General features: G+C 63.5%; 22 protein-coding genes and 2 tRNA genes. 11 read left to right on the forward strand and 13 right to left on the reverse strand.

Features of this window, described 5'->3' with window-relative positions:
• The first annotated feature begins 2 nt into the window (after positions 1–2).
• From ACSFCA_RS14105 to hemP, 7 genes are all read left to right on the forward strand, one after another.
• Positions 3–2399, forward strand: coding sequence for a catecholate siderophore receptor Fiu (locus tag ACSFCA_RS14105; RefSeq protein WP_435459915.1), 2397 nt, complete (start codon positions 3–5; stop codon positions 2397–2399).
• Between the two features lie 91 nt (positions 2400–2490).
• A complete protein-coding gene (locus tag ACSFCA_RS14110) occupies positions 2491–3171 on the forward strand; it encodes a Fe2+-dependent dioxygenase (protein ID WP_435459916.1) in 681 nt (226 codons plus the stop codon).
• Positions 3172–3286: 115 nt separating this feature from the next.
• Positions 3287–3559 (forward strand): (2Fe-2S)-binding protein, encoded by a 273-nt coding sequence (locus ACSFCA_RS14115; RefSeq protein ID WP_093051142.1) that lies wholly within the window; start codon positions 3287–3289, stop codon positions 3557–3559.
• Between the two features lie 113 nt (positions 3560–3672).
• Positions 3673–4362 carry an energy transducer TonB gene (locus ACSFCA_RS14120; RefSeq protein WP_426393189.1) on the forward strand — a complete coding sequence of 230 codons (690 nt, stop codon included), beginning with the start codon at positions 3673–3675 and terminating at the stop codon, positions 4360–4362.
• A gap of 22 nt (positions 4363–4384) precedes the next feature.
• On the forward strand, positions 4385–5101 hold the full coding sequence (locus ACSFCA_RS14125) for a MotA/TolQ/ExbB proton channel family protein (RefSeq protein ID WP_435459917.1): 717 nt from the start codon (positions 4385–4387) through the stop codon (positions 5099–5101).
• Between the two features lie 5 nt (positions 5102–5106).
• Positions 5107–5520, forward strand: a complete 414-nt coding sequence (locus ACSFCA_RS14130; protein WP_007830740.1) for an ExbD/TolR family protein — start codon at positions 5107–5109, stop codon at positions 5518–5520.
• Positions 5521–5615: 95 nt separating this feature from the next.
• Positions 5616–5828, forward strand: a complete 213-nt coding sequence (hemP, locus tag ACSFCA_RS14135) for a hemin uptake protein HemP (RefSeq protein WP_258353946.1) — start codon at positions 5616–5618, stop codon at positions 5826–5828.
• Between the two features lie 181 nt (positions 5829–6009).
• On the opposite strand, the gene ACSFCA_RS14140 is transcribed toward hemP, so the two are convergent.
• Positions 6010–6417: a GlcG/HbpS family heme-binding protein gene (locus ACSFCA_RS14140; RefSeq protein WP_019655898.1), complete on the reverse strand. Its 408-nt coding sequence runs from the start codon at positions 6415–6417 to the stop codon at positions 6010–6012.
• A gap of 164 nt (positions 6418–6581) precedes the next feature.
• Here ACSFCA_RS14140 and ACSFCA_RS14145 point away from each other — a divergent pair, with 164 nt between their 5' ends.
• Positions 6582–7283: a Bax inhibitor-1/YccA family protein gene (locus ACSFCA_RS14145; protein WP_093077694.1), complete on the forward strand. Its 702-nt coding sequence runs from the start codon at positions 6582–6584 to the stop codon at positions 7281–7283.
• 60 nt (positions 7284–7343) lie between these two features.
• Here the strand turns inward: ACSFCA_RS14145 and rlmD are convergent, their stop codons facing one another.
• The 5 genes from rlmD to surE are packed head-to-tail and all read right to left on the reverse strand — an operon-like array spanning position 7344 to position 12321.
• Complete coding sequence (gene rlmD / locus ACSFCA_RS14150) at positions 7344–8780, reverse strand: 23S rRNA (uracil(1939)-C(5))-methyltransferase RlmD (RefSeq protein ID WP_435459918.1); 1437 nt, start codon at positions 8778–8780, stop codon at positions 7344–7346.
• Positions 8781–8810: 30 nt separating this feature from the next.
• On the reverse strand, positions 8811–9857 hold the full coding sequence (locus ACSFCA_RS14155) for a sigma-70 family RNA polymerase sigma factor (RefSeq protein ID WP_435459919.1): 1047 nt from the start codon (positions 9855–9857) through the stop codon (positions 8811–8813).
• A 4-nt stretch (positions 9858–9861) separates the two neighbouring features.
• Positions 9862–10776, reverse strand: coding sequence for a peptidoglycan DD-metalloendopeptidase family protein (locus ACSFCA_RS14160; protein WP_435459920.1), 915 nt, complete (start codon positions 10774–10776; stop codon positions 9862–9864).
• Between the two features lie 11 nt (positions 10777–10787).
• Complete coding sequence (locus ACSFCA_RS14165; protein WP_093177060.1) at positions 10788–11561, reverse strand: protein-L-isoaspartate(D-aspartate) O-methyltransferase; 774 nt, start codon at positions 11559–11561, stop codon at positions 10788–10790.
• 1 nt (position 11562) lies between these two features.
• Positions 11563–12321: a 5'/3'-nucleotidase SurE gene (gene surE / locus ACSFCA_RS14170; protein WP_435459921.1), complete on the reverse strand. Its 759-nt coding sequence runs from the start codon at positions 12319–12321 to the stop codon at positions 11563–11565.
• A gap of 128 nt (positions 12322–12449) precedes the next feature.
• Here surE and ACSFCA_RS14175 point away from each other — a divergent pair, with 128 nt between their 5' ends.
• Positions 12450–13436 (forward strand): NADPH:quinone oxidoreductase family protein, encoded by a 987-nt coding sequence (locus ACSFCA_RS14175; protein WP_435459922.1) that lies wholly within the window; start codon positions 12450–12452, stop codon positions 13434–13436.
• Positions 13437–13520: 84 nt separating this feature from the next.
• Here ACSFCA_RS14175 and ACSFCA_RS14180 read toward each other — a convergent pair whose 3' ends face one another.
• From ACSFCA_RS14180 to ACSFCA_RS14190, 3 genes are all read right to left on the reverse strand, one after another.
• Positions 13521–13865 carry an H-NS histone family protein gene (locus ACSFCA_RS14180; RefSeq protein WP_258353940.1) on the reverse strand — a complete coding sequence of 115 codons (345 nt, stop codon included), beginning with the start codon at positions 13863–13865 and terminating at the stop codon, positions 13521–13523.
• 291 nt (positions 13866–14156) lie between these two features.
• Positions 14157–14232 (reverse strand) — tRNA-His (locus tag ACSFCA_RS14185).
• Between the two features lie 78 nt (positions 14233–14310).
• The gene (locus ACSFCA_RS14190) at positions 14311–14943 is read right to left on the reverse strand and encodes a YbhB/YbcL family Raf kinase inhibitor-like protein (protein ID WP_435459923.1); all 633 of its coding nucleotides are present in this window, start codon (positions 14941–14943) and stop codon (positions 14311–14313) included.
• Positions 14944–15151: 208 nt separating this feature from the next.
• Between ACSFCA_RS14190 and ACSFCA_RS14195 the strand changes: the two genes are divergently transcribed.
• Together ACSFCA_RS14195 and ACSFCA_RS14200 are read left to right on the forward strand one after the other, a co-directional pair.
• Positions 15152–15400 (forward strand): GlsB/YeaQ/YmgE family stress response membrane protein, encoded by a 249-nt coding sequence (locus ACSFCA_RS14195; RefSeq protein ID WP_007830716.1) that lies wholly within the window; start codon positions 15152–15154, stop codon positions 15398–15400.
• A gap of 43 nt (positions 15401–15443) precedes the next feature.
• Positions 15444–15776 (forward strand): hypothetical protein, encoded by a 333-nt coding sequence (locus tag ACSFCA_RS14200; RefSeq protein WP_258353938.1) that lies wholly within the window; start codon positions 15444–15446, stop codon positions 15774–15776.
• Positions 15777–15800: 24 nt separating this feature from the next.
• Here ACSFCA_RS14200 and ACSFCA_RS14205 read toward each other — a convergent pair whose 3' ends face one another.
• The 4 genes from ACSFCA_RS14205 to ACSFCA_RS14220 form a co-directional block, all read right to left on the reverse strand.
• Entirely contained in the window at positions 15801–16475 is a 675-nt protein-coding gene (locus ACSFCA_RS14205; RefSeq protein ID WP_258353937.1) for a histidine phosphatase family protein, read from the reverse strand.
• Positions 16476–16597: 122 nt separating this feature from the next.
• A complete protein-coding gene (locus tag ACSFCA_RS14210; RefSeq protein ID WP_435459924.1) occupies positions 16598–18514 on the reverse strand; it encodes a SurA N-terminal domain-containing protein in 1917 nt (638 codons plus the stop codon).
• Positions 18515–18590: 76 nt separating this feature from the next.
• A tRNA-Val gene (locus ACSFCA_RS14215) sits at positions 18591–18666 on the reverse strand.
• 29 nt (positions 18667–18695) lie between these two features.
• Positions 18696–18968: an HU family DNA-binding protein gene (locus tag ACSFCA_RS14220; protein ID WP_007830705.1), complete on the reverse strand. Its 273-nt coding sequence runs from the start codon at positions 18966–18968 to the stop codon at positions 18696–18698.
• Between the last annotated feature and the right edge of the window lie 155 nt (positions 18969–19123).

Consider the following 19123-nt stretch of genomic DNA (forward strand, 5'->3'; position numbering starts at 1 on the left):
TCATGGCCTACATCAAGAGCCGCAAGCACACCGTTGCGCGCGCCGTTCCACACCTTTCAGGCGCTGCCGCCGCCACGCTGATGGCCATTGCGGCCCCAGCCGCTCTCGCCCAGTCGGGTGGTGCGCTGCCCGAAGTCCGCGTGCAGGACTCCACTGCCGCCGACTACAAGACCGACAACTCGTCGAACCCCAAGTTCACGGCTCCTCTGGTGAACACGCCCCAGACCATCCAGGTCATCAAGGAACAGATCATTCGCGACCAGGGCGCGACCACGCTGACCGAGGCGCTGCGCAACACGCCCGGCGTGGGTACCTTCTTCCTCGGGGAAAACGGCAACACCAACACGGGCGACGCCGTCTTCATGCGCGGCTTCGACAGCTCGAGCGCGATCTTCGTCGACGGCATCCGCGACCTGGGCTCGGTGTCACGCGACGTGTTCAACATCGAACAGATCGAGGTCGTGAAGGGCCCGTCGGGCACCGACGTGGGCCGCACCTCGCCCACCGGCTACATCAACCTCGTCACCAAGAAGCCCAAGCTCGAAGACAGCTTCCTGGGCTCGATGAGCTTCGGCAGCGCCGACTTCAAGCGCGGCAGCGTCGACTGGAACAAGTCGCTCAGTAGCGCCAACGGCATCGGCGCGGCGTTTCGCCTGAATGCAGTAACCGAAGACGGCGGCGTGGCCGGACGCGATTTCGTCAAGAACAAGCGTACGGCGATCGCCCCGTCGCTGGCCCTTGGCCTGAACAGTCCGACACGCATCTTCCTCGACTACCTGCACGTCAAGCAGAACAACATTCCCGATGGTGGGGTGCCCACCATCGGCCTGCCGGGCTACAGCACGCCCGACGCCACCGCGATCACGCGCGGCCTGGCGCGCCGCACCTACCTGAACGCCGCCGCGCGCGTGGATTCGAGCAACTTCTACGGCACCAGCTCGGACTTCGACAACGTGACGGCCGACATGTTCACCGCGCGCATCGAGCACGACCTGACGCCCGACATCACCATCCGCAACACCACGCGCTACGGCAAGACTTCGCAGGACTACATGCTGACGTCGTTCATGGGCGGCGGCCTGACGGCGTCGGCAACCGGTGTCGGCCAACTGCCGGCCGCGAACGCGGGCTTCCTCAACACGGTGATCCCCACGATTCCCGCCAGTTGGACCGTCACGCGCAACCTGCCCACCAACAAGGACCAGGAAAACACGATCTTCACCAACCAGACGAGCGTGTCGGCCAAGTTCAACACGGGCAGCATCAGCCACTCGTTCAACGGTGGCCTCGAATTCATCCGCGAGACGCAGCGCGCCAACAACTACTACGCCGCGGGCTACCCCAGCGTGGGCACCACGCTGGCGGCGGCCGGTTCGTGGCCGGCCGCCAACCTGTACAACCCGAACCCGTACGTGAGCGGCTACAACCGCATCGCCAACGGCACCGGCTCGGACGGCAGCACCGACACCATCGGCCTCTACGCCTTCGACACGCTCAAGTTCAACGAGCAATGGCAGCTGACAGCCGGCCTGCGCTACGACCATTACTCGACCACGTACAACGCCACCGCGCTGACGCTGGCACGCACCGGCAACGGCCCGCAGACCTCGACGATCACGCCGACCAACCTGAAGCTGTCGGACAACCTGCTCTCCGGCAAGATCGGCTTGGTCTATAAGCCGACCGAGAACAGCAGCATCTACGCGGCCTACGGCACCGCCGCACAGCCGCCGGGCGGCGCCAACTTCCAGCTGGCCGCCAGCGGCACCGGCAACAGCGCCGGGCGCACCGACTTCCTGCCGCAGAAGGCCAAAACCTACGAGGTCGGCACCAAGTGGGACGTGATGAACAAGCGCGTGGCCCTGACGGCGGCGCTGTACCGCACCGACGTGAGCAACGAAGTCGTGCAGGACACGGTCTCGCAGCAGTACTTCCAGACCGGCAAGAAGCGCGTGCAGGGCGTCGAGCTGGGCGTGTCGGGTGCGCTGACCGACAACTGGGGCGTGAGCTCGGGCTTCACCACCATGAACACCCGCGTGGCGAGCGGCCCCTCGGTGCTGGCCGATGGCTCGACCGCCCTCGCCTACACGCCGAAGAAGGCCTTCACGCTCTGGACCACCTACCAGTTCCCGTTCGGCCTGACCGTCGGTGGCGGCGCCCGCTACAACGGCAAGTTGCAGCGCGGCACCGACGGCGCGGTGGGAACGCCAGCGTATGTCGATTCGTACTGGGTGTTCGATGCGATGGCGTCTTATCGCATCAACAAGAACATCGACATCCAGCTGAACCTGTACAACCTGTTCGACAAGGACTACGTGGCAGCCATCAACAAGAGCGGCTACCGCTACACGCCGGGCACGCCTCGCTCGGCCAAGATCACCGCGAACTTCGCGTTCTGACGGTCCTTGCGCGCACCGGGCTCACCCGGTGCGGTGCGACACTCGAGCCCCGGCCCGCGCCGGGGCTTTTCTCATTGCGGAGTTCCTGAAAATGATGCTGCATGTGCCCGAAGTGCTGAGCCCTGACCAGGTGCGCGAAATGCGCGCCGCGCTCGACGCTACGCAATGGACCGATGGGCGCGAGACGGTCGGCGCACAAGGCGCGCAGGTCAAGCGCAACCGCCAATTGCCGGAACAGTCGGCCGTCGGCCGGGAGTTGGGCAACATCGTGCTGGCTGCGCTGGCCCGGCACGCGTTGTTTTTTTCGGCCGCGCTTCCGTCGCGCTTCGTGCCGCCGCTGTTCAACCGCTACGAGGGGGGCGAGCACTACGGCGTTCATGTCGACGGCGCGGTGCGTGCCCTGCCCGGCAGCGGCCAGCAGCTGCGCACCGACCTGTCGTGCACCCTCTTCCTGTGCGATCCCGAAGACTACGACGGCGGCGAACTGGAGGTGATCGACACCTACGGCTCACATGAAGTGAAGCTGCCGGCCGGCGACCTCATTCTTTACCCTGCCAGCAGCCTGCATCGCGTCCAACCGGTGACCCAGGGAGCGCGGATCTGCTCATTTTTCTGGCTGCAGAGCATGGTGCGCAACGACCAGCAGCGCAGCATGCTGTTCGAGCTCGACCAGAACATCCAGAAACTGCGCGCGCGCCTCGGCGAATGCGAGGAAACGGTGGCGCTGACCGGGCACTATCACAACCTGCTGCGGCTCTGGTCGGAGGTCTGATTCCGGGGGTACAAGATGTTGCATGAATCAGTAACACATAGTTATTGCAAATGCGATGGATTCTTATTTATAATCAACCACATCCAACAGCCAGCCAACTGCCGCTTTCACAGCCATGATCGTTTGCGTCTGCCGCCGAGTCTCCGACCGAGAAATCGCACGCCATGTGCGGGCCGGCATGACTTTTGACGAAGTGCAATTCGAACTTGGCGTGGCCACCCAGTGTGGTCAATGTGAAGGTTGTGCGCGCGATATCGTCGCGCAGTGCAGCGCTTCGCATCCGGTCGCCGCGCTGAATTGCGATTCGGGTCCGAGAGCGATCCAGCTTGCCAACTCCATCAAGGAAAGCAAGGCATGGAACTCGTCTCGGCACTCGGCGGCAGCCTGATTCTGGTCGCAGGTTCGGTCTGGTGGATCTTTCGCAAGTAGCGCGCGTGGCGTCTTCGTAGCGGTTTTGCTGCAATCGGGGCACCTTTCGCGGTGCCCGCATTCGAATGGTTGATCGTGTCTGACCGCTTTGCTCCCCCCCCTTCCGTCCTCGGCCTTTCGCGCAATGTCGTCATTGCCGGCGGTGTCATCCTGTTTCACGCGGCCGCGCTCTGGGCGCTTCAAAGCGGGCTCCTGCGCCGCGCCGCCGAAGTGGTGATTCCCGTCGAAATACTGAGCCAATTCGTCGAGCCACCGAAGCCGAAGGCTGACCCACCTCCGCCGCCCCCACCACCGCCCCAACCCAAGGTGACCAAGGCGCCGCCCCCGCCGCGGCCCCAGGCCATCCGCGAGCCGAAGCCCACACCGGCGCCCATGGCGCCCGTCGGCGTAACAGAGCCACCACCACCGGCAACGCCGCCGGCACCTCCCGCTCCGCCGGCGCCGCCCGCACCGCCACCTGCGCCCCCGGCTCCGCCGGCAGTGCAGCTGCCATCGAGCAACGCCGACTATCTTCAGAATCCGAAAGCCACCTATCCCGCCATGAGCAAACGGCTCGGCGAACAGGGCAAGGTGATCGTGCGGGTGCTCGTCGGTGTCGACGGCCTGCCCAAGAGTGCCGAGGTCAAGAAATCCAGCGGCTTCGATCGCCTCGACGAGGCGGCCGTGGAATACATCATGAAATGCCGGTTCGTGCCCGGCAAGGTCAACGGCGTGGTACAGGCCATGTCCTATGACGCCCCCGTCAATTACGTCCTGAACTAATTTTTCTCTGGAGCAACTTCGTATGGATTCCCAATTTGGCTTGATGAACGTCTGGAATCAGGGCGATTTCGTCACCAAGGCCGTGGCGGTGCTGCTGGTCGGCATGTCGCTCGCGTCGTGGATCGTGATCATCGTCAAGGCACTCGATGTCGTCCGCTACAAGCGCCTCGCCAAGCATTCGCAGGACTTCTGGCACAGCGAAGACTTCGCCACCGCACTGAACAAACTGGGCAAGGACGACAGCAACCCGTTCCGCGCGCTGGCTCTCGAAGGTCGCGAGGCGGCTGCTCACCACCGCAACACCAAGGCTCACCTGCACGATGCGCTCGACGTGAGCGACTGGATCACGCGCGCGCTGCGCAACGGCATTGACGCCTTCACCGCCCGCCTGCAGACCGGCCTCGCGATCCTGGCTTCGGTCGGCTCCACCGCGCCGTTCATCGGCCTGTTCGGCACTGTCTGGGGCATTTATCACGCGCTCATGAGCATCAGCTCGGCCGGCCAGGCGACCATCGACAAGGTGGCCGGCCCGATCGGTGAGGCGCTGATCATGACGGCGCTCGGCCTGGCCGTGGCCATTCCCGCAGTGCTGGGCTACAACGCACTGGTGCGCGGCAACAAGTTCGTGCTGACCAAGCTCAATGCCTTCGCCCACGACCTGCACGCCTACTTCGTGACCGGCGCCCGCGTCCAGATCGGCAGCGGCGATGCCGTCGTGGTCCCGCTCAAGAAGGGCTGAGCATCATGGCCTTCGGAACGCAAGACGAACCCGATGAGGTGATGAACGAGATCAACATGACGCCGCTGGTCGACGTCATGCTGGTGCTCCTCATCATCTTCATCATCACGGTGCCAGTGATGAAGCACGCGGTCAACATCGACCTGCCGCGCGCTTCCAGCGAGCCAGAGCAGCCCAAACCGCAGAACATCCTGTTCAGCGTCACGGCCGACGGCTCCTATTACTGGAACGAGCAGAAGATCGACGACAGCGAACTGCCCAACCGCCTCGCCGCCGAAGCCGCCAAGGAACCGCAGCCCGAGTTGCACATCCGCGGCGACAAGGCCGTGCGCTACGAGCGCGTGGCCAAGGCGATGTCGGAAGCCCGTGAAGCCGGCGTGCGCAAGATCGGCTTCATCACGGAGCCTGAAGCGAAGTGATCTGAAATCGCAAGCTAAAAAAAGTTGATCGCGACGATTGACTTTTTATTGCGAATCATTATCATTCACTCATCGCTTCGATAAGGGAACTCCAGATGCCAGCCACACCGAATGCCTTTTCTGTCCTGAACCATCCTTCGCTCGACCAGTCGGGTGGCGGCCATGCGTCCATCCAGGCAGCGCGTCCGGTGCCGATGGTTGAAAGCACGGAACTTCTGAAAGGAAGCAAGACCGTGGGCATCATGCACAACGGTTCTCTCTATCGGCTTCAAGCCACCAAACTCGGCAAGCTGATCCTGACCAAATAAGTCATCCAGCCCGCCCTTCGCGCAAGTTTCATCGTGGGGCGACTCAAGGAGATTCATCTCCGAAGGGTCGTTTTTTGCTAGCCAACGGTTCGCCGACTAGCCAAGCTTTTTTTCACGCTGAAGCAGCCCAAAAGAAAACGCCGACCTCGAAGTCGGCGTTTTGCTTTTTGCGGAAGAAAACTCAGAGGCCGAGAGCAGCAATACCAGCCTTGGCAATCTGCGCATCTTCATTCGACTTCACACCGCTCACGCCGACCGCGCCGATCACATGGCCATCCTTGACGATCGGCACGCCGCCTTCGAGCAGGCCCTGCACTTCGGGCGCCGTCAGGAACGCCGTGCGGCCGCCGTTGATGATGTCTTCATAGACCTTGCTTTCGCGCCGGCCCATGGCTGCCGTGTGTGCCTTGGCAGGAGCAATGTGCGAAGACAGCGCCGCGGCGCCGTCCAGACGCTGCAGCCAGAGCAGGTTGCCGGCGTCGTCCGAGATCGCGATGGTCACCGCCCAGTTGTTCTTCAGGGCCTCGGCTTCAGCCGCTGCGGCAATGGCCTTGACGTCGGCGAGTTCGAGGAAAGATTTGGTCTTCATGATGAGCTCAGTTTGCGTGAAAACCCGACAGCATAACGGCCATGCTGCCAGGGGTGTCTTCAGGGCTTGAGAACACCCCGCATACGGTCTTTGCGACACCCCCTCTTGCAGCCCCCTAGAATGCGCCCAACTGCGTCATTGCAGCAATCACAGGAGCTCCGGCCATGAACGACCGCGTTACCACCCTAGATACTTCAACAGGCTACGGCCAGCCGCTGGCGCAGGCTGAACGCCAGCGCGTGCTGCGCAACACCTACTGGCTGCTTGCACTGAGCATGCTGCCCACCGTGCTGGGCGCCTGGGTCGGCGTGAGCACCGGTATCACCCGCTCGCTCACCGGTGGCCTGGGCCTCATCGTCTTCCTCGGAGGCGCCTTCGGCTTCATGTTCGCTATCGAGAAGACCAAGAACTCCGCAGCCGGCGTGCCGGTGCTGCTGGCCTTCACCTTCTTCATGGGCCTGATGCTGTCGCGCCTGATCGCGATGGTGCTCGGCTTCAAGAATGGCTCGGAACTCATCATGACGGCCTTCGGCGGCACCGCCGGCGTGTTCCTCGTGATGGCCTCGCTGGCCACGGTCATCAAGCGCGACCTGTCGGGCATGGGCAAGTTCCTGTTCGTCGGTGCACTGGTGCTGATGTTCGGCGCCATCATCAACGTGTTCGTTGGTTCGACCACGGGCATGCTGGTCATCTCGGTGGCTGCCATCGGCATCTTCTCGGCCTACATGCTCTATGACCTGAAGCAGATCATGGACGGCGGCGAAACCAACTACATCAGTGCCACGCTCGCGCTGTACCTCGACCTGTTCAACGTGTTCCAGAGCCTGCTGGCGCTGCTGGGCATCTTCGGCGGCGAGCGCGACTGAACGAATGAAAGAGCGAGCGAGTCGCGCTCGCCAGAACAAAGGGCCCCGAGGGGCCCTTTTTCATTCCAGTTCGAAGACCGCGATCGACTCGACGTGCGCGGTGTGCGGGAACATGTTGACCACCACCGCGAAGGTGCAGCGGTAGCCCGCCTGATGCACCAGCAAGCCGGCGTCACGCGCGAGCGTCGACGGATTGCAGCTCACGTACACGATGCGCTTGGGCGGCGTCCAGCCGTCGGTGCGCAACTCGGGCTGCTGGTGGAGATCGGCCATGGCCTTGGCCAACGCGAATGCGCCTTCGCGCGGTGGATCGACCAGCCACTTGTCAGCGCTGCCATCGGCCACCAGCATCTCCGGCGTCATGTCGAACAGATTGCGCGCCACGAAGGTTGCAGGTGACAACGCACGGCGGGCCGGCGTTGCGGGCTGATTTCGCTTGAAGTTGTCGGTGGCGCGCGCCACCAGCGTGTCGCTGCCCTCGATGCCCAGCACCTCGCGCGCCTTGCTCGCCAGCGGCAGGGTGAAGTTGCCGAGGCCGCAGAACCAGTCGATCACGCGCTCGTGCTGTTGCACATCGAGCAGGCGCAGCGCCTTGCCCACCAGCGCCCGATTGATGTGCGGATTGACCTGCGTGAAATCGGTGGGCTTGAACGGCATCGTGACGCCAAATTCAGGCAGCCGATAGGCCAGCGGCGTGCCGCCCTCTTCCAGCAACTTCACGGTTTCCGGCCCCTTGGCCTGCAGCCACCACTGAACGCCTTCGTTATTCGCGGCAAAGGCCTTCAACCGATCGATGTCCGCACGCGAGAGCGGCTCGAGGTGACGCAGCACCAGGGCGATCGTGCCGAGCCGCGTGGAATCAGGTGCGTCGCCGCAGGCCAGCTCGATCTGCGGGCATGTCTCGCGCGCGTCCATCGAACCGATCAACGCGCGCAGCGGCATCAGCATCTCGCTGACCTGCTTCGGCAGCACCGGGCACACCTGCATGTCGGCCAGGTAGCGGCTCTTGCGCTCGTGAAAACCGATCAGCACCGTGCCCTTCTTGACCACGTGGCGCACCGAGAGGCGCGCGCGGTAGCGGTAGTGCCAGGCCGGCCCTTCGAGCGGCCGCAGCAGGTTTTCGGGCTTGACCTTGCCGAGGTGCCACAGGTTGTCTTCCAGTGCGCGCTGCTTCACGGCCACCTGGGCGGCCGCGTCCAGGTGCTGCATCTTGCAGCCGCCGCAAGCGCCCGTGTGCAGGCCGAAATGCGGGCAGCCCGGGCGCACCCGCTGCGACGATTCGCGGCGGATGGTTGTGACCGTGCCCTGCTCCCAGTTGTTCTTGCGGCGATGGACATTGAACTGCACTTCCTCGAAAGGCAATGCGCCTTCGATGAACACGACCATGCCGTCGGCCTTGTGCGCCACGCCCTGCGCATCGAGGTCGAGAGACTCGACCTGCAGCCATTCTTCGCCGGGATTCGTGGGGACTTTCTTTTCTTCGATGGATTCCGTCATCCCCCGATTGTCTCAGCGTGGACGGGGCCTCTAGAACAGCGCGTCGCGCCCCACACCCGAACGGGCCAATTGGCGGCGCATCTTGGCGAGCGCCTCGTTCTGGATCTGCCGCACACGCTCACGCGTGAGGCCAAGGCGCACGCTCAGCACCTCCAGTGTTTCGGGCTCGCGGTCGTGCAGGCCATAGCGCCCTTCCAGCACCTCGCGTTCGCGTGCATCGAGGGCGTGCACCCATTGGTCGAGCAGGCGTTCCACCTCGTGCGTGTGCGCCACGCCAGTCGGACTACTCTGCTCATCTTCAGAAGCCACGGTATCGGCCAGCGTGAAGCCCTCGTCTCCGCGGGAATCGCCCGCATCCAGCGAACGCGGGGCTTCGGACAGGGCCAGCAGGTCAGCCACCGCCTGCACCTCGCGGCCCAGCAGCGCGGCAATGTCTTCCACGCGCACACCGTCGGGCCGATGCGCAAGGAATTCGGCGTCGCCTTCGAGCGTGCGGCGAGCCCTCAGAACCTGCTGCAGCTCGCGCACCACGTGCACCGGCAACCGGATCGCACGCGCCTGCGTCATGACGGCGCGCTCGACGGACTGGCGGATCCACCAGGTCGCATACGTGGAAAAGCGAAAGCCGCGTTCGGGCTCGAACTTGGTGATGGCATGCATCAGGCCAAGATTGCCCTCCTCGATGAGGTCGGACAGCGGCACGCCCCGACCCAGGTAGCTCTTGGCGATGTTGACCACGAGCCGCAGGTTGTGCTCGATCATCGATTGCCGTGCCGCGAAGTCGCCGGCCCGCGCGGCGCATGCGGTCTGGTATTCCTGCGCGGGCGTGAAGAGCTCGGTGCGACGAACCTGGCGCAGGTAGATGGTCAGCGCATCAGCGCCCTCCCCGCCAATCAGTTCGCTCGCGACGCCATTGGGCAGCGCGGGGTCTGTCGACGACGGATCTACGCCGTCTTCCGGCGGACCAGCGCTCTCGCTGGTGAACTCGCGCTGACCGTTGCTGGAAGACGGGCTGCTGCCCCTGCCCGCCGACCCGCGCACAGGCAACAGCGTGCGGCGGGGGCGGGAGGCAGCCATGGCATCACCGGCCGGGCAGGTAGCGCGAGGGATCGACGGGCTTGCCTTGACGGCGGATCTCGAAATGCAGCTTCACGCGATCAGCATCGCTGTTGCCCATCTCGGCGATTTTCTGGCCCTTCTGAACCGACTGGTCTTCCTTCACGAGCAGCGTCTGGTTGTGCGCATACGCCGTGAGGTAGGTGTTGTTGTGCTTCAGGATGATCAGGTTGCCGTAGCCACGCAGACCCGCACCCGCATAGACCACGCGACCATCGGCAGCGGCCAGCACAGGGTCGCCTGCCTTGCCGCTGATGTCGTAGCCCTTGTTCTTGGCTTCGTCGAAACCTGCGATCAGCGAACCGCTGGCGGGCCAGATCCAGCCGAGGTCTTCATCACCCGAGTTGCCACTGCCAGGACTGGCCGGTGAAGCCGTAACCGGGGTTGGCGGTTTGCTCGCACCGCTGGCAGGCGTCGTAGGCACCACCGCAGGCTGCGGCGTCACAGGCTTCGTGACCGCACCTTCGGAAGAGGTGGCAGGCGGTGTCGCAGGCGCGGCCGCAACAGCCGTTCCCGAGCCAACTGGCGGAATCACGCGCAGCACCTGGCCGACTTCGATCAGGTCCGGGTTATCGATGTTGTTCCAGCGAACGATGTCCTGCCAACGCTGGCCGGTTTCATTGCCGATGCGGCGGATCGTGTCGCCCGGGCGCACGGCGTAGTAGCCAGGCTTGCCATAGTTTTCGATGCCGGCGAGTGGCTTGCCGTTGGCATCTGTGGTGATGGGCGGGCCGCCGGGCACTGTTGCGCCTGGCGCGCGCGTCATGGTGCCGCGGTCTTCGACCGGTGCCGGCCCACGCGGTGTGGAACAGCCCGCGATCACGAGCACAAAGGCCAACGTGACGCCAGCGAACCAACTCCGATTGCCAAAACCCTGCATTTGTTATTCCTTCAAGCGATACCTGATTTTAGGGGGACAAAGTGAACCGCCTCAAGAATGAGCCGCTCCAGTCCCCGCGAGGTCTTGTCGATGACGACAAGGGCTTGACCACCACTCGCTGATTGGGTTGGCGCCACGATGCGGCCGCCCACCGCGAGCTGCGCAATCCAGGCCTCGGGCACCGCCTCGCCGCCTGCCGCAGCAATGATGCCGGCATAGGGCGCGCCCTTGGCATAGCCGATCATCCCGTCGCCCAGCATCAGGTGCACCGTGGCCAGCCGAAAGTGCCGCAGGTTGGCTCGTGCTCGCTCGTGCAGGCCACGCAGGCGCTCGATGCTGTAGACCTCTGTCGCCACATGATTCAGCACGGCCGCCTGGTAACCGCAACCAGTGCCGATCTCGAGCACGCGGCCCAGCTTGTCCTGCGGCTTTCCTGCCAGTGCGGGTGCGCCCATCAGCAGCTCGATCATGCGGGCCACAACGTTGGGCTTCGATATGGTCTGCCCCAACCCGATCGGCAGGCTCGTGTCCTCGTAGGCCTGGTTGACCAGTGCGCTGTCGACGAAACGATGCCGCTCCACGGCGCCCATCGCGCGCAGAACGCGCGGATCGGAAATACCTTGTGCCGCAAGCCTCTGCACCATGCGCGCGCGCACGGCATCGGACGCCATCGAGGGCGTGGAGTGCACCAAGGGCTTGGCCGGCACGGCGGGCATGCGCCCACGCGTGGCGGCTGAAGCAGTAGGTGTCAGGCGAACGGGGAAACTGGGCCGCTGTGTGGCCATGTCAGTTGCCGAGACGGGCCACCGTCTCGCGCCATTGGCCGAGGTTGGCGTGGTCGGTCAGGTCGATCTGCAGTGGTGTCAGCGCGATGTGGCCGGCTGCAGTGGCATGGAAGTCGGTGCCTTCACCGCTGTCCTTGGCACCGCCCGCGCCGGCGATCCAGTACATGGTTTCGCCGCGCGGACTGTCCTGCGTGATCACCTTCTCTGCCGCATGGCGACGGCCGAGCCGGCAGACCTTGACGGGCTTCAATTCGTCGAAAGGCAGGTTCGGCACGTTCACGTTGAGCAGGAAGGCACCGCCTTCGAGCACGCGTTCGCGCTCGATCTGCAGCACCAGCCGGCGCGCCACCTGGGCGGCTGCATCTACGTGCGCCCAGCCTTTTTCGATCTGCGAGAAGGCAATGGCCGGAATGCCGAACAGATAAGCCTCCATCGCCGCGCCGACCGTGCCTGAATAGATGGTGTCGTCGCCCATGTTGGCGCCGTTGTTGATACCGGAGACCACCAGGTCGGGCCGATAGTCGAGCAGGCCCTTGAGCGCGATGTGCACGCAGTCGGCCGGAGTGCCGGTCACATAGCGAAAACCGTTGTGTGCCTCGCGCACGTACAGCGGTGCCGCCAGGGTCAGCGCGTTCGACTTGGCGCTGTTGTTGTGCTCGGGTGCGACCACCTCGACCTCGGCGATGTCCTTGAGTGCGTCGTGCAGCGCGACGATGCCCGGCGCCTGAAAGCCATCGTCGTTGGAAATTAGTATCTTCATGGTGTCCTGGATGCGCTCAGATTGTAGGCGTCGGGTGCGTCGCAGCAGGGACAAGCCCACCCCACCGCGCCACCTATCATCGCCCGCATTCATTGGCCGAACATTACCTACCCGAAGGAGACTCGAGCATGCACGCATGGCTTTGCGAAAACCCCACCGGCGTCGACGCGCTGACCTGGAAAGAACTGCCGACACCGACACCGGGCCCGGGTCAGGTGCTGATCGAAATCAAGGCGGCAAGCCTGAACTTCCCCGATCTGCTGATCGTGCAGAACAAATACCAGATGAAGCCGCCCCTGCCCTTCGTGCCGGGCTCCGAATATGCGGGCGTCATCCAGGCGGTCGGCGATGGTGTCACGCACCTCAAGGTCGGGCAGAACGTGGCCTGCCTTTCGGGCACGGGCGGCTTCGGCACTCACACGCTGGCGCCAGCCGCGCTGTGCATGCCACTGCCTGAAGGCTTCGGCCACGTCGATGCAGCGGCTTTCATCATGATCTATGCCACATCGTGGCATGCACTGATGGACCGCGCGCAACTCAAGGCCGGCGAAACCGTGCTGGTGCTCGGCGCCGCCGGCGGCGTGGGCACGGCGGCCATCCAGATCGCAAAGGCTGCAGGAGCCAAAGTGATCGCAGCAGCCTCCACCGATGAGAAATGCGAACTTTGCCGCTCCATCGGCGCCGACGCGACGATCAACTACACGACGCATGCACTGCCCAACGGTTTTCGCGACGCCATCAAGGCCGCCACCGACGGCAAAGGGCCGGACGTCATTTACGACCCGGTGGGCGGCGATTTTGCAGAGCCAGCCTTTCGCTCCATCGGCTGGCGCGGCCGTTATTTGGTCGTCGGTTTTGCGTCCGGCCCGATTCCGTCGCTGCCATTGAATCTGACGCTGCTGAAAGGCGCTTCACTGGTCGGCGTGTTCTGGGGCGATTTCGCCAGGCGCGAGCCCAAGGCCAATGCACAGATGATGGCGGAATTGGCGCACTGGTACGGCCAGGGAAAGATCAAGCCAGTGATCGACAGCACGATGCCGATGGCGGAATTGAAGGCCGCATACGCCCACATGGGTTCGCGCGGCGTTAAAGGAAAACTGGTGATGGTGAACTGAGCGCGTCACCCCTCAACGCCCAATAAAAAAGCCCGCGCATGCGGGCTTTTTTATTGGGCACCTGCCCAGTGAAAACAGGGGCACTTACTTGATCTCGTAATCGGAAAGCGACTTGCCCGCAGCCAATGCCTCAGTCACCCAACGCGGCTTGCGGCCACGGCCACCAGACCAGGTTTCGCCGGTCGGGCCACGGTATTTGGCGGCAGCCTTGGCCGGAGCGGTTCCCGCACTGCGCTTGGCCGCGCCCACACGGCCGGTAAGTTTCAGATCGGAAGCAGTCAAACCGTATTCGGCGATCTTCTTGCGCAACTCTTCAACCACGCCTGCGCGTTCCTGGTTGCGCAGGTCTTCGGCCTGCTTGCGCAATTGCGCAATCTGCTCGTCATGCTTCTTGATCTGGGAATTGATATCGGCGAGGGTCGAAGCCATTGTTGGACTCCTGAAATTGAAAACGGGTGGATTTTAATTCAGTTTACATTTGCCACAAGTACCTTACCGCGCGAAAAAATTGGCGGCGCATTGCATTAATGCAACAACTCGCAACGTAAAGCGCACCACTTTGGACGCGTTATATGCGAGTGAGATGGGGAAAAGAGTCCGCGGCGCGCAGGCAGAAGAAGAAGTTGCGGCGGCCAGAAATGGCAACGCCGGGGCAAACCCGGCGCTGTGATCCTTTGAGCGCTATTGCGCAATAGCACAAAGGAGATATGAGATATTTTTTGGGGTGGCTGATGGGACTCGAACCCACGACGACCAGAATCACAATCTGGGACTCTACCAGCTGAGCTACAGCCACCGCAGAGCCTACGATTGTAGCGTTAAAAATCGCGGTTTTGACGGCGGCAATCAATGGAGAGGCTTGAAAGCCACATTTTCACCCGGCCGCCATTGGCCCACCTGGGGTCACGCCTTCCTGGATCCTGATCGAGCCATCGGATCGCTCATGGGTGCCGATCAACAGACCACTGGCAATAGCGTGTTCGCGCAAGGCATCGACGATTTCGTCACGGCCGGGCGTTTCTGAAAGCTCCGGAACGCTTCCAAGCGCAAACAACTGGAACGCGTACCGATGAACCCCGTGCCCAGGAGGCGGGTCGGGCGGCAGCCAAGCTGCCTGCAGCGTCGAATTGCGCCCGACATGCAATCCCACGCCCTCATTGCCCTGACTGGGAATGGCAGCCTCGGCCAGCGCCCCGCTGTCCGCCGCAAGATTCACCACGATGGCATGCACCAGCGGATTCGGCGTGGGTGAATCGGCGTCCTCCACGATCAGCAGCAACGACGCCGCGCCAGCTGGCAAGCCGGTCCACTGAAGCGGCGGCGAGACGCCTTCGCCATCAGCGGTATGGCGCCTCGGCAGCGGCGCATGGTCCGCAAAGGCCACACTGGTGAGCGCAATGGAGGCCATCCCTTCCCGCATGCCGAGAGTGTTGAAGACGATGTTGTCCAAGCCGGCGCGCACACCCTGCAGCGCCTGGCCGATGACTTCGGGCAGTTTTTCGAGCATGCGAACGGTGTATCGCGGCGCTGGCAGCGGACCTGTAGGACGCGGCGCAGCTTCCACGTCACGAAGTCCGGCACAAATTCTCGCGCGCCTGTTCGATGTGCATCGCCGGCACCGACACGCATATCGCTCCGCTATCATGATTACGGCCCGCGCAGACGGGCATGGCTTCCGGCCACCTCCACCACTTCACCACCAAAGGAATTTCTTCATGAGCATCGTCTGGACTATTCTGATCGGGTTCGTCGTGGGTCTTGTGGCACGGGCCGTCAAGCCGGGCGACGACTCCGCGGGCTTCATCGTCACCACCATCATCGGCGTCGCAGGCTCGCTGATCGTCACGTACGTCGGCCAGTCGCTGGGCTGGTACACCGCCGGCCAGGGCGCTGGCTTCATCGCCTCCGTGCTGGGCGCTATCGTGCTGCTCATCATCTACGGCCTGATCAAGCGCAAGAGCTGATGCGAAAAAGGGGCCGTGCCGCTCCGCGCGCACGGCCACTGTGATGCCCCGCAAACCACGCGCCAAGCATCATGTCTATGTGGTCGAACTCGACGACCGCGTATGGAACAACGGCCGCTTCAGGCGCGCCAATCCCGACTACCAACTCGGCAAGCCCTTCGTCTATGTCGGCATGACCGGCCTGGACCCCGACATCCGTTTCGACAAGCACAAGGCCGGCATCCAGGCCAACAGCTTCGTGCAGGAGTTCGGCTTGCGCCTGCTGCCCGCACTCTACGAACGCTACAACCCGATGACCTACGAGGATGCACGCCTGATGGAGGTCGATCTCGGCATCGCGCTGCGCAAGGCCGGCTACGGCGTCTGGCAGGCCTGATGCGACAGGCCTGAGGAGCGGCCTTCAGGAGTAGGTGATCCAGTCTTCATACGCCGGACCATCCAGGTGCGGCAGCGTGTTGTAGGTCACAAGCATGTGCCGCTTGGGCGTGAAGGCGAACTCCGTCACCGACGTGTTGCGGATGCGCAGGTTGAGTTCAATCGTCGTCTCGGCGCTCGTGCCGAGCACATGCCCCACCGCCGTACTGATCGGCCCCCCGCTCGACACCACCAGCACCTTCGCGCCATGGTGCTTGTCACGCACATGGTCGAGCGCCGTCGTCACGCCGGCCAGAAAGTCGACATAGCTCGGCATGCCGACCGGCGCCGTCTTGCCCTGCATCCACGCGCTCAACCCTTCGCGCAGCAGGCGGAAGTGGTGACGGTACATCTCGGGCGAGTCGGGCTTCTGCAGCTTGCCTTGGTGGATGGTGGCGATGACCGCTTCGCTGTCGTACTCGTTGAGGCCAGGCCACGGCAGTACGTCGTCGCGCTCGAGACCAAGGCCCTTGGCGATGCCTTCCCAGGTCTGGCGATGGCGCTTCAACGTGCCGGTGATGACAGCATCGAACTTCATGCCGCGCTCACGCCAGTACTCACCGAGGCGAACAGCCTGCCGGTGTCCGAGTTCACTCAGGTTGTCATAGTCGGCAGCGCCAAAGCTGGCCTGTCCGTGGCGCACGAGGTAGAGGGTTCCCATGCACGGGATTCTGGCAAGAAGCGAAGACGCCGCTTGTCCCTCGTGCGACGGGTTCGCGCGGCCATGAAAAAAGCCCGAGCCATTGAATGGCTCGGGCTTTGTCTGGCGGTGTTCCGTGTGTCTCAGCGGCCTGCGGCTTGCGGCAGCGTCTCCGCTGGCTTCGGCACCAGGATCTCAGCCTTGAAGCGGTCTTTCAGCATGTTGTAGTAGGCGGCATCTTCAGCCGCGGCCACGGATTGGCCGACCTGCGCCTGCTCCTGCTTTGCGAGCTCGGGCGGCGGCGGCGTGCGGAGAACAATCTTGGTCACGCGGACCACGGAATAGCCCTGCGCGCCGAGGTCCACGCCCACGATCGCGGGCAGCTTGGAGCCATCCGCTCGCAGCGCGGCGTCGATGACCGGCAGCGGCTGCGATTGCGCGTCGCGGCGCGACACCGTCACGGGTGCACCGAAGGTCGCACCGTCCGCCTTGGCGGTCCACGCGGCGAGCTTGGCTTCGCCCTCGGTCTTGGCCAGCACCGCGGCGCGCTCGGTGACGAGCTGCGCACGGATCTTGTCCTTCACGTCGGCCAGCGGCACCGGGTGCGCCGGCGTGTACTTCGTCACGCGGCCCGATGCGAGCTGGCTGGGGCCGACTTCAATCGCTTCGGTGTTCTGCTTGCGGTCAAGCGAGTCGGCTGCAAACAGCGCGCTCAAAAAGTTGCGACTGGCCAGCGGACCGGCGGCGCCCGGTACAGGCAGGCGCGCGACGTTGTCGGCCGTCTTGATCGTGAGCTTCAGCTTGTCGGCGGCCGGCTTGAGGCTCTCGGGCGACTGGTAGACCGCATCGGTGAATGCCTCGGCAGCCTTCGCGAACTCCTGTGTCGCCTGCTGCGAGCGCATGTCGTTCTCGATGGTCGCGCGCACTTGCTCGAAGGGCGGAATCACGGCCGGCTTGATGTCGGTCAGGTGAATGATGTGGTAGCCGAATTCGGTTTCGACGACGCTGCTGATCTCGCCTTTCTTGAGCGCGAACATCGCGTCCTCGAAAGGCTTGACCATGGCGCCCTTCGTCACGAAGTCGAGGTCGCCGCCCTTCTCTGCCGAACCGGGGTCTTGCGAATTCTTGCGCGCGACTTCAGCGAAGGTGTTGGGCGCCTTCTTCACATCGGCCAGCAGTTGCTCAGCCTTGGCCTTGGCCTTTTCGCGGTCGGCGGCAGACATGCTGGCTTGCGCGGTGATCAGGATGTGGCTGGCGCGGCGCTCTTCCTTGGTGCCGAAGCGCGAGGCGTTCTGTTCGTAATAGGTCTTGAGGTCGGCCTCGTTCACGACGACGTTCTTCTTGGCCGCCTCAAGGTCGAGCACGAGGTACTCGATGCTGGCCTGCTCGGGCGCCTGGAACTGTGCCGTGTGGTCCTTGTAGTAGGTCTCGATGTCGGCATCGCTCACCGTCACCTTCGATGCGAAGCTCTCGGGGCTAAAACGGGCCACCTGGATTTCGCGGCTGTCGTAGAAGGCGTTGATGGTGGTGGCGGCCAGTGCCGGCGGTGTGAAGGTCGTGCCCGAAATGCCCAGCAGCACCTGCTGCGTTGCCATGTCGGAACGCACCGACGCTTCGTACTGCTCGGGCGTGCGACCGGTCACGCGCTGGAAAGCATCGCGGTCGAACTTGCCGTCGGGCGTGCGGAACGCAGCCAGGCCCGTGTCCTGCGCGAACATGCGCGACAGGCGGTCTTCAGACACCGTCATGTTGGCCTTGGCAGCCGCTGCGGCCAGCACGCGGTCGCGCACCATGCGCTCCAGAGTGGCGTAGCGCAAGGCATCGGAGTCGAGCAGCGTCGGGTCGACGTTGGGCGATTGCTGGCGAATGCGATCGGTCTCAACGCGGTGCTGCTGATCCCATTCGGGCTTCGTGATGTCGTGGCCCTCGATGCGGGCTACCTTCTCGTCGCGACCGGAGCCCTGGTAGCGCTCGACACCGAAGAGCACGAACGAGGGAATGATCAGCAAGAACAAGAAAATCATGACGATCTTGTTGTACTTGCGGAAGAAATCAAACATGCTTGAACACTCTTTTTCGACGGCTGTCGGACGGCAATAAAAAAGGCGAACTGGTGTTCGCCTTTGCATCTGGTGGTGGTGGGTGCTGAGGGGCTCGAACCCCCGACCTACGCCTTGTAAGGGCGCCGCTCTACCAACTGAGCTAAGCACCCCACCGGGAATACTTTCCGAGTCTAACGTCTTAGTTCAGCGCGTCTTTCAGCGCCTTGCCCGGACGGAACTTCGGGATCTTGGCTGCCTTGATTTTAATCGCGTCGCCGGTACGGGGATTTCGGCCGGTGCGGGCCGCGCGCTTGCCTACTGCGAAAGTGCCGAAACCGACGAGCGAAACGGAGCCGCCCTTTTTGAGCGTGGTACGAATAGCGCCGATGGTGGATTCGAGCGCACGGGTCGCTGCGGCTTTGGAAATATCGGCGTTCTTTGCGATGTGCTCAATCAGTTCGGTCTTGTTCACAAGGGCCCCTTGTAGAAAAAAAGTTGGTCGGCTTCCGTCAGCTGCGACCTGGCCGCAAACGGTGCGACTCAAGAGCCTGGCAGGCCTGACGCCTCGGCAGCGCACTGCCAGCGAGGATTACAACCACTGGTCTGCAGGGTGTCAATAAGACACAG

It is taken from the genome of Variovorax multivorans, assembly GCF_051216835.1.
Classification (GTDB): domain Bacteria; phylum Pseudomonadota; class Gammaproteobacteria; order Burkholderiales; family Burkholderiaceae_C; genus Variovorax.

Coding starts and splice junctions, on each gene's coding strand:
- ACSFCA_RS14105 (WP_435459915.1), top strand. CDS start 3: ATGGCCTACATCAAGAGCCGCAAGCACACCGTTGCGCGCGCCGTTCCA.
- ACSFCA_RS14110 (WP_435459916.1), top strand. CDS start 2,491: ATGATGCTGCATGTGCCCGAAGTGCTGAGCCCTGACCAGGTGCGCGAA.
- ACSFCA_RS14115 (WP_093051142.1), top strand. CDS start 3,287: ATGATCGTTTGCGTCTGCCGCCGAGTCTCCGACCGAGAAATCGCACGC.
- ACSFCA_RS14125 (WP_435459917.1), top strand. CDS start 4,385: ATGGATTCCCAATTTGGCTTGATGAACGTCTGGAATCAGGGCGATTTC.
- ACSFCA_RS14130 (WP_007830740.1), top strand. CDS start 5,107: ATGGCCTTCGGAACGCAAGACGAACCCGATGAGGTGATGAACGAGATC.
- hemP (WP_258353946.1), top strand. CDS start 5,616: ATGCCAGCCACACCGAATGCCTTTTCTGTCCTGAACCATCCTTCGCTC.
- ACSFCA_RS14140 (WP_019655898.1), bottom strand. CDS start 6,417: ATGAAGACCAAATCTTTCCTCGAACTCGCCGACGTCAAGGCCATTGCC.
- ACSFCA_RS14145 (WP_093077694.1), top strand. CDS start 6,582: ATGAACGACCGCGTTACCACCCTAGATACTTCAACAGGCTACGGCCAG.
- rlmD (WP_435459918.1), bottom strand. CDS start 8,780: ATGACGGAATCCATCGAAGAAAAGAAAGTCCCCACGAATCCCGGCGAA.
- ACSFCA_RS14155 (WP_435459919.1), bottom strand. CDS start 9,857: ATGGCTGCCTCCCGCCCCCGCCGCACGCTGTTGCCTGTGCGCGGGTCG.
- ACSFCA_RS14160 (WP_435459920.1), bottom strand. CDS start 10,776: ATGCAGGGTTTTGGCAATCGGAGTTGGTTCGCTGGCGTCACGTTGGCC.
- ACSFCA_RS14165 (WP_093177060.1), bottom strand. CDS start 11,561: ATGGCCACACAGCGGCCCAGTTTCCCCGTTCGCCTGACACCTACTGCT.
- surE (WP_435459921.1), bottom strand. CDS start 12,321: ATGAAGATACTAATTTCCAACGACGATGGCTTTCAGGCGCCGGGCATC.
- ACSFCA_RS14175 (WP_435459922.1), top strand. CDS start 12,450: ATGCACGCATGGCTTTGCGAAAACCCCACCGGCGTCGACGCGCTGACC.
- ACSFCA_RS14180 (WP_258353940.1), bottom strand. CDS start 13,865: ATGGCTTCGACCCTCGCCGATATCAATTCCCAGATCAAGAAGCATGAC.
- ACSFCA_RS14190 (WP_435459923.1), bottom strand. CDS start 14,943: ATGCTCGAAAAACTGCCCGAAGTCATCGGCCAGGCGCTGCAGGGTGTG.
- ACSFCA_RS14195 (WP_007830716.1), top strand. CDS start 15,152: ATGAGCATCGTCTGGACTATTCTGATCGGGTTCGTCGTGGGTCTTGTG.
- ACSFCA_RS14200 (WP_258353938.1), top strand. CDS start 15,444: ATGCCCCGCAAACCACGCGCCAAGCATCATGTCTATGTGGTCGAACTC.
- ACSFCA_RS14205 (WP_258353937.1), bottom strand. CDS start 16,475: ATGGGAACCCTCTACCTCGTGCGCCACGGACAGGCCAGCTTTGGCGCT.
- ACSFCA_RS14210 (WP_435459924.1), bottom strand. CDS start 18,514: ATGTTTGATTTCTTCCGCAAGTACAACAAGATCGTCATGATTTTCTTG.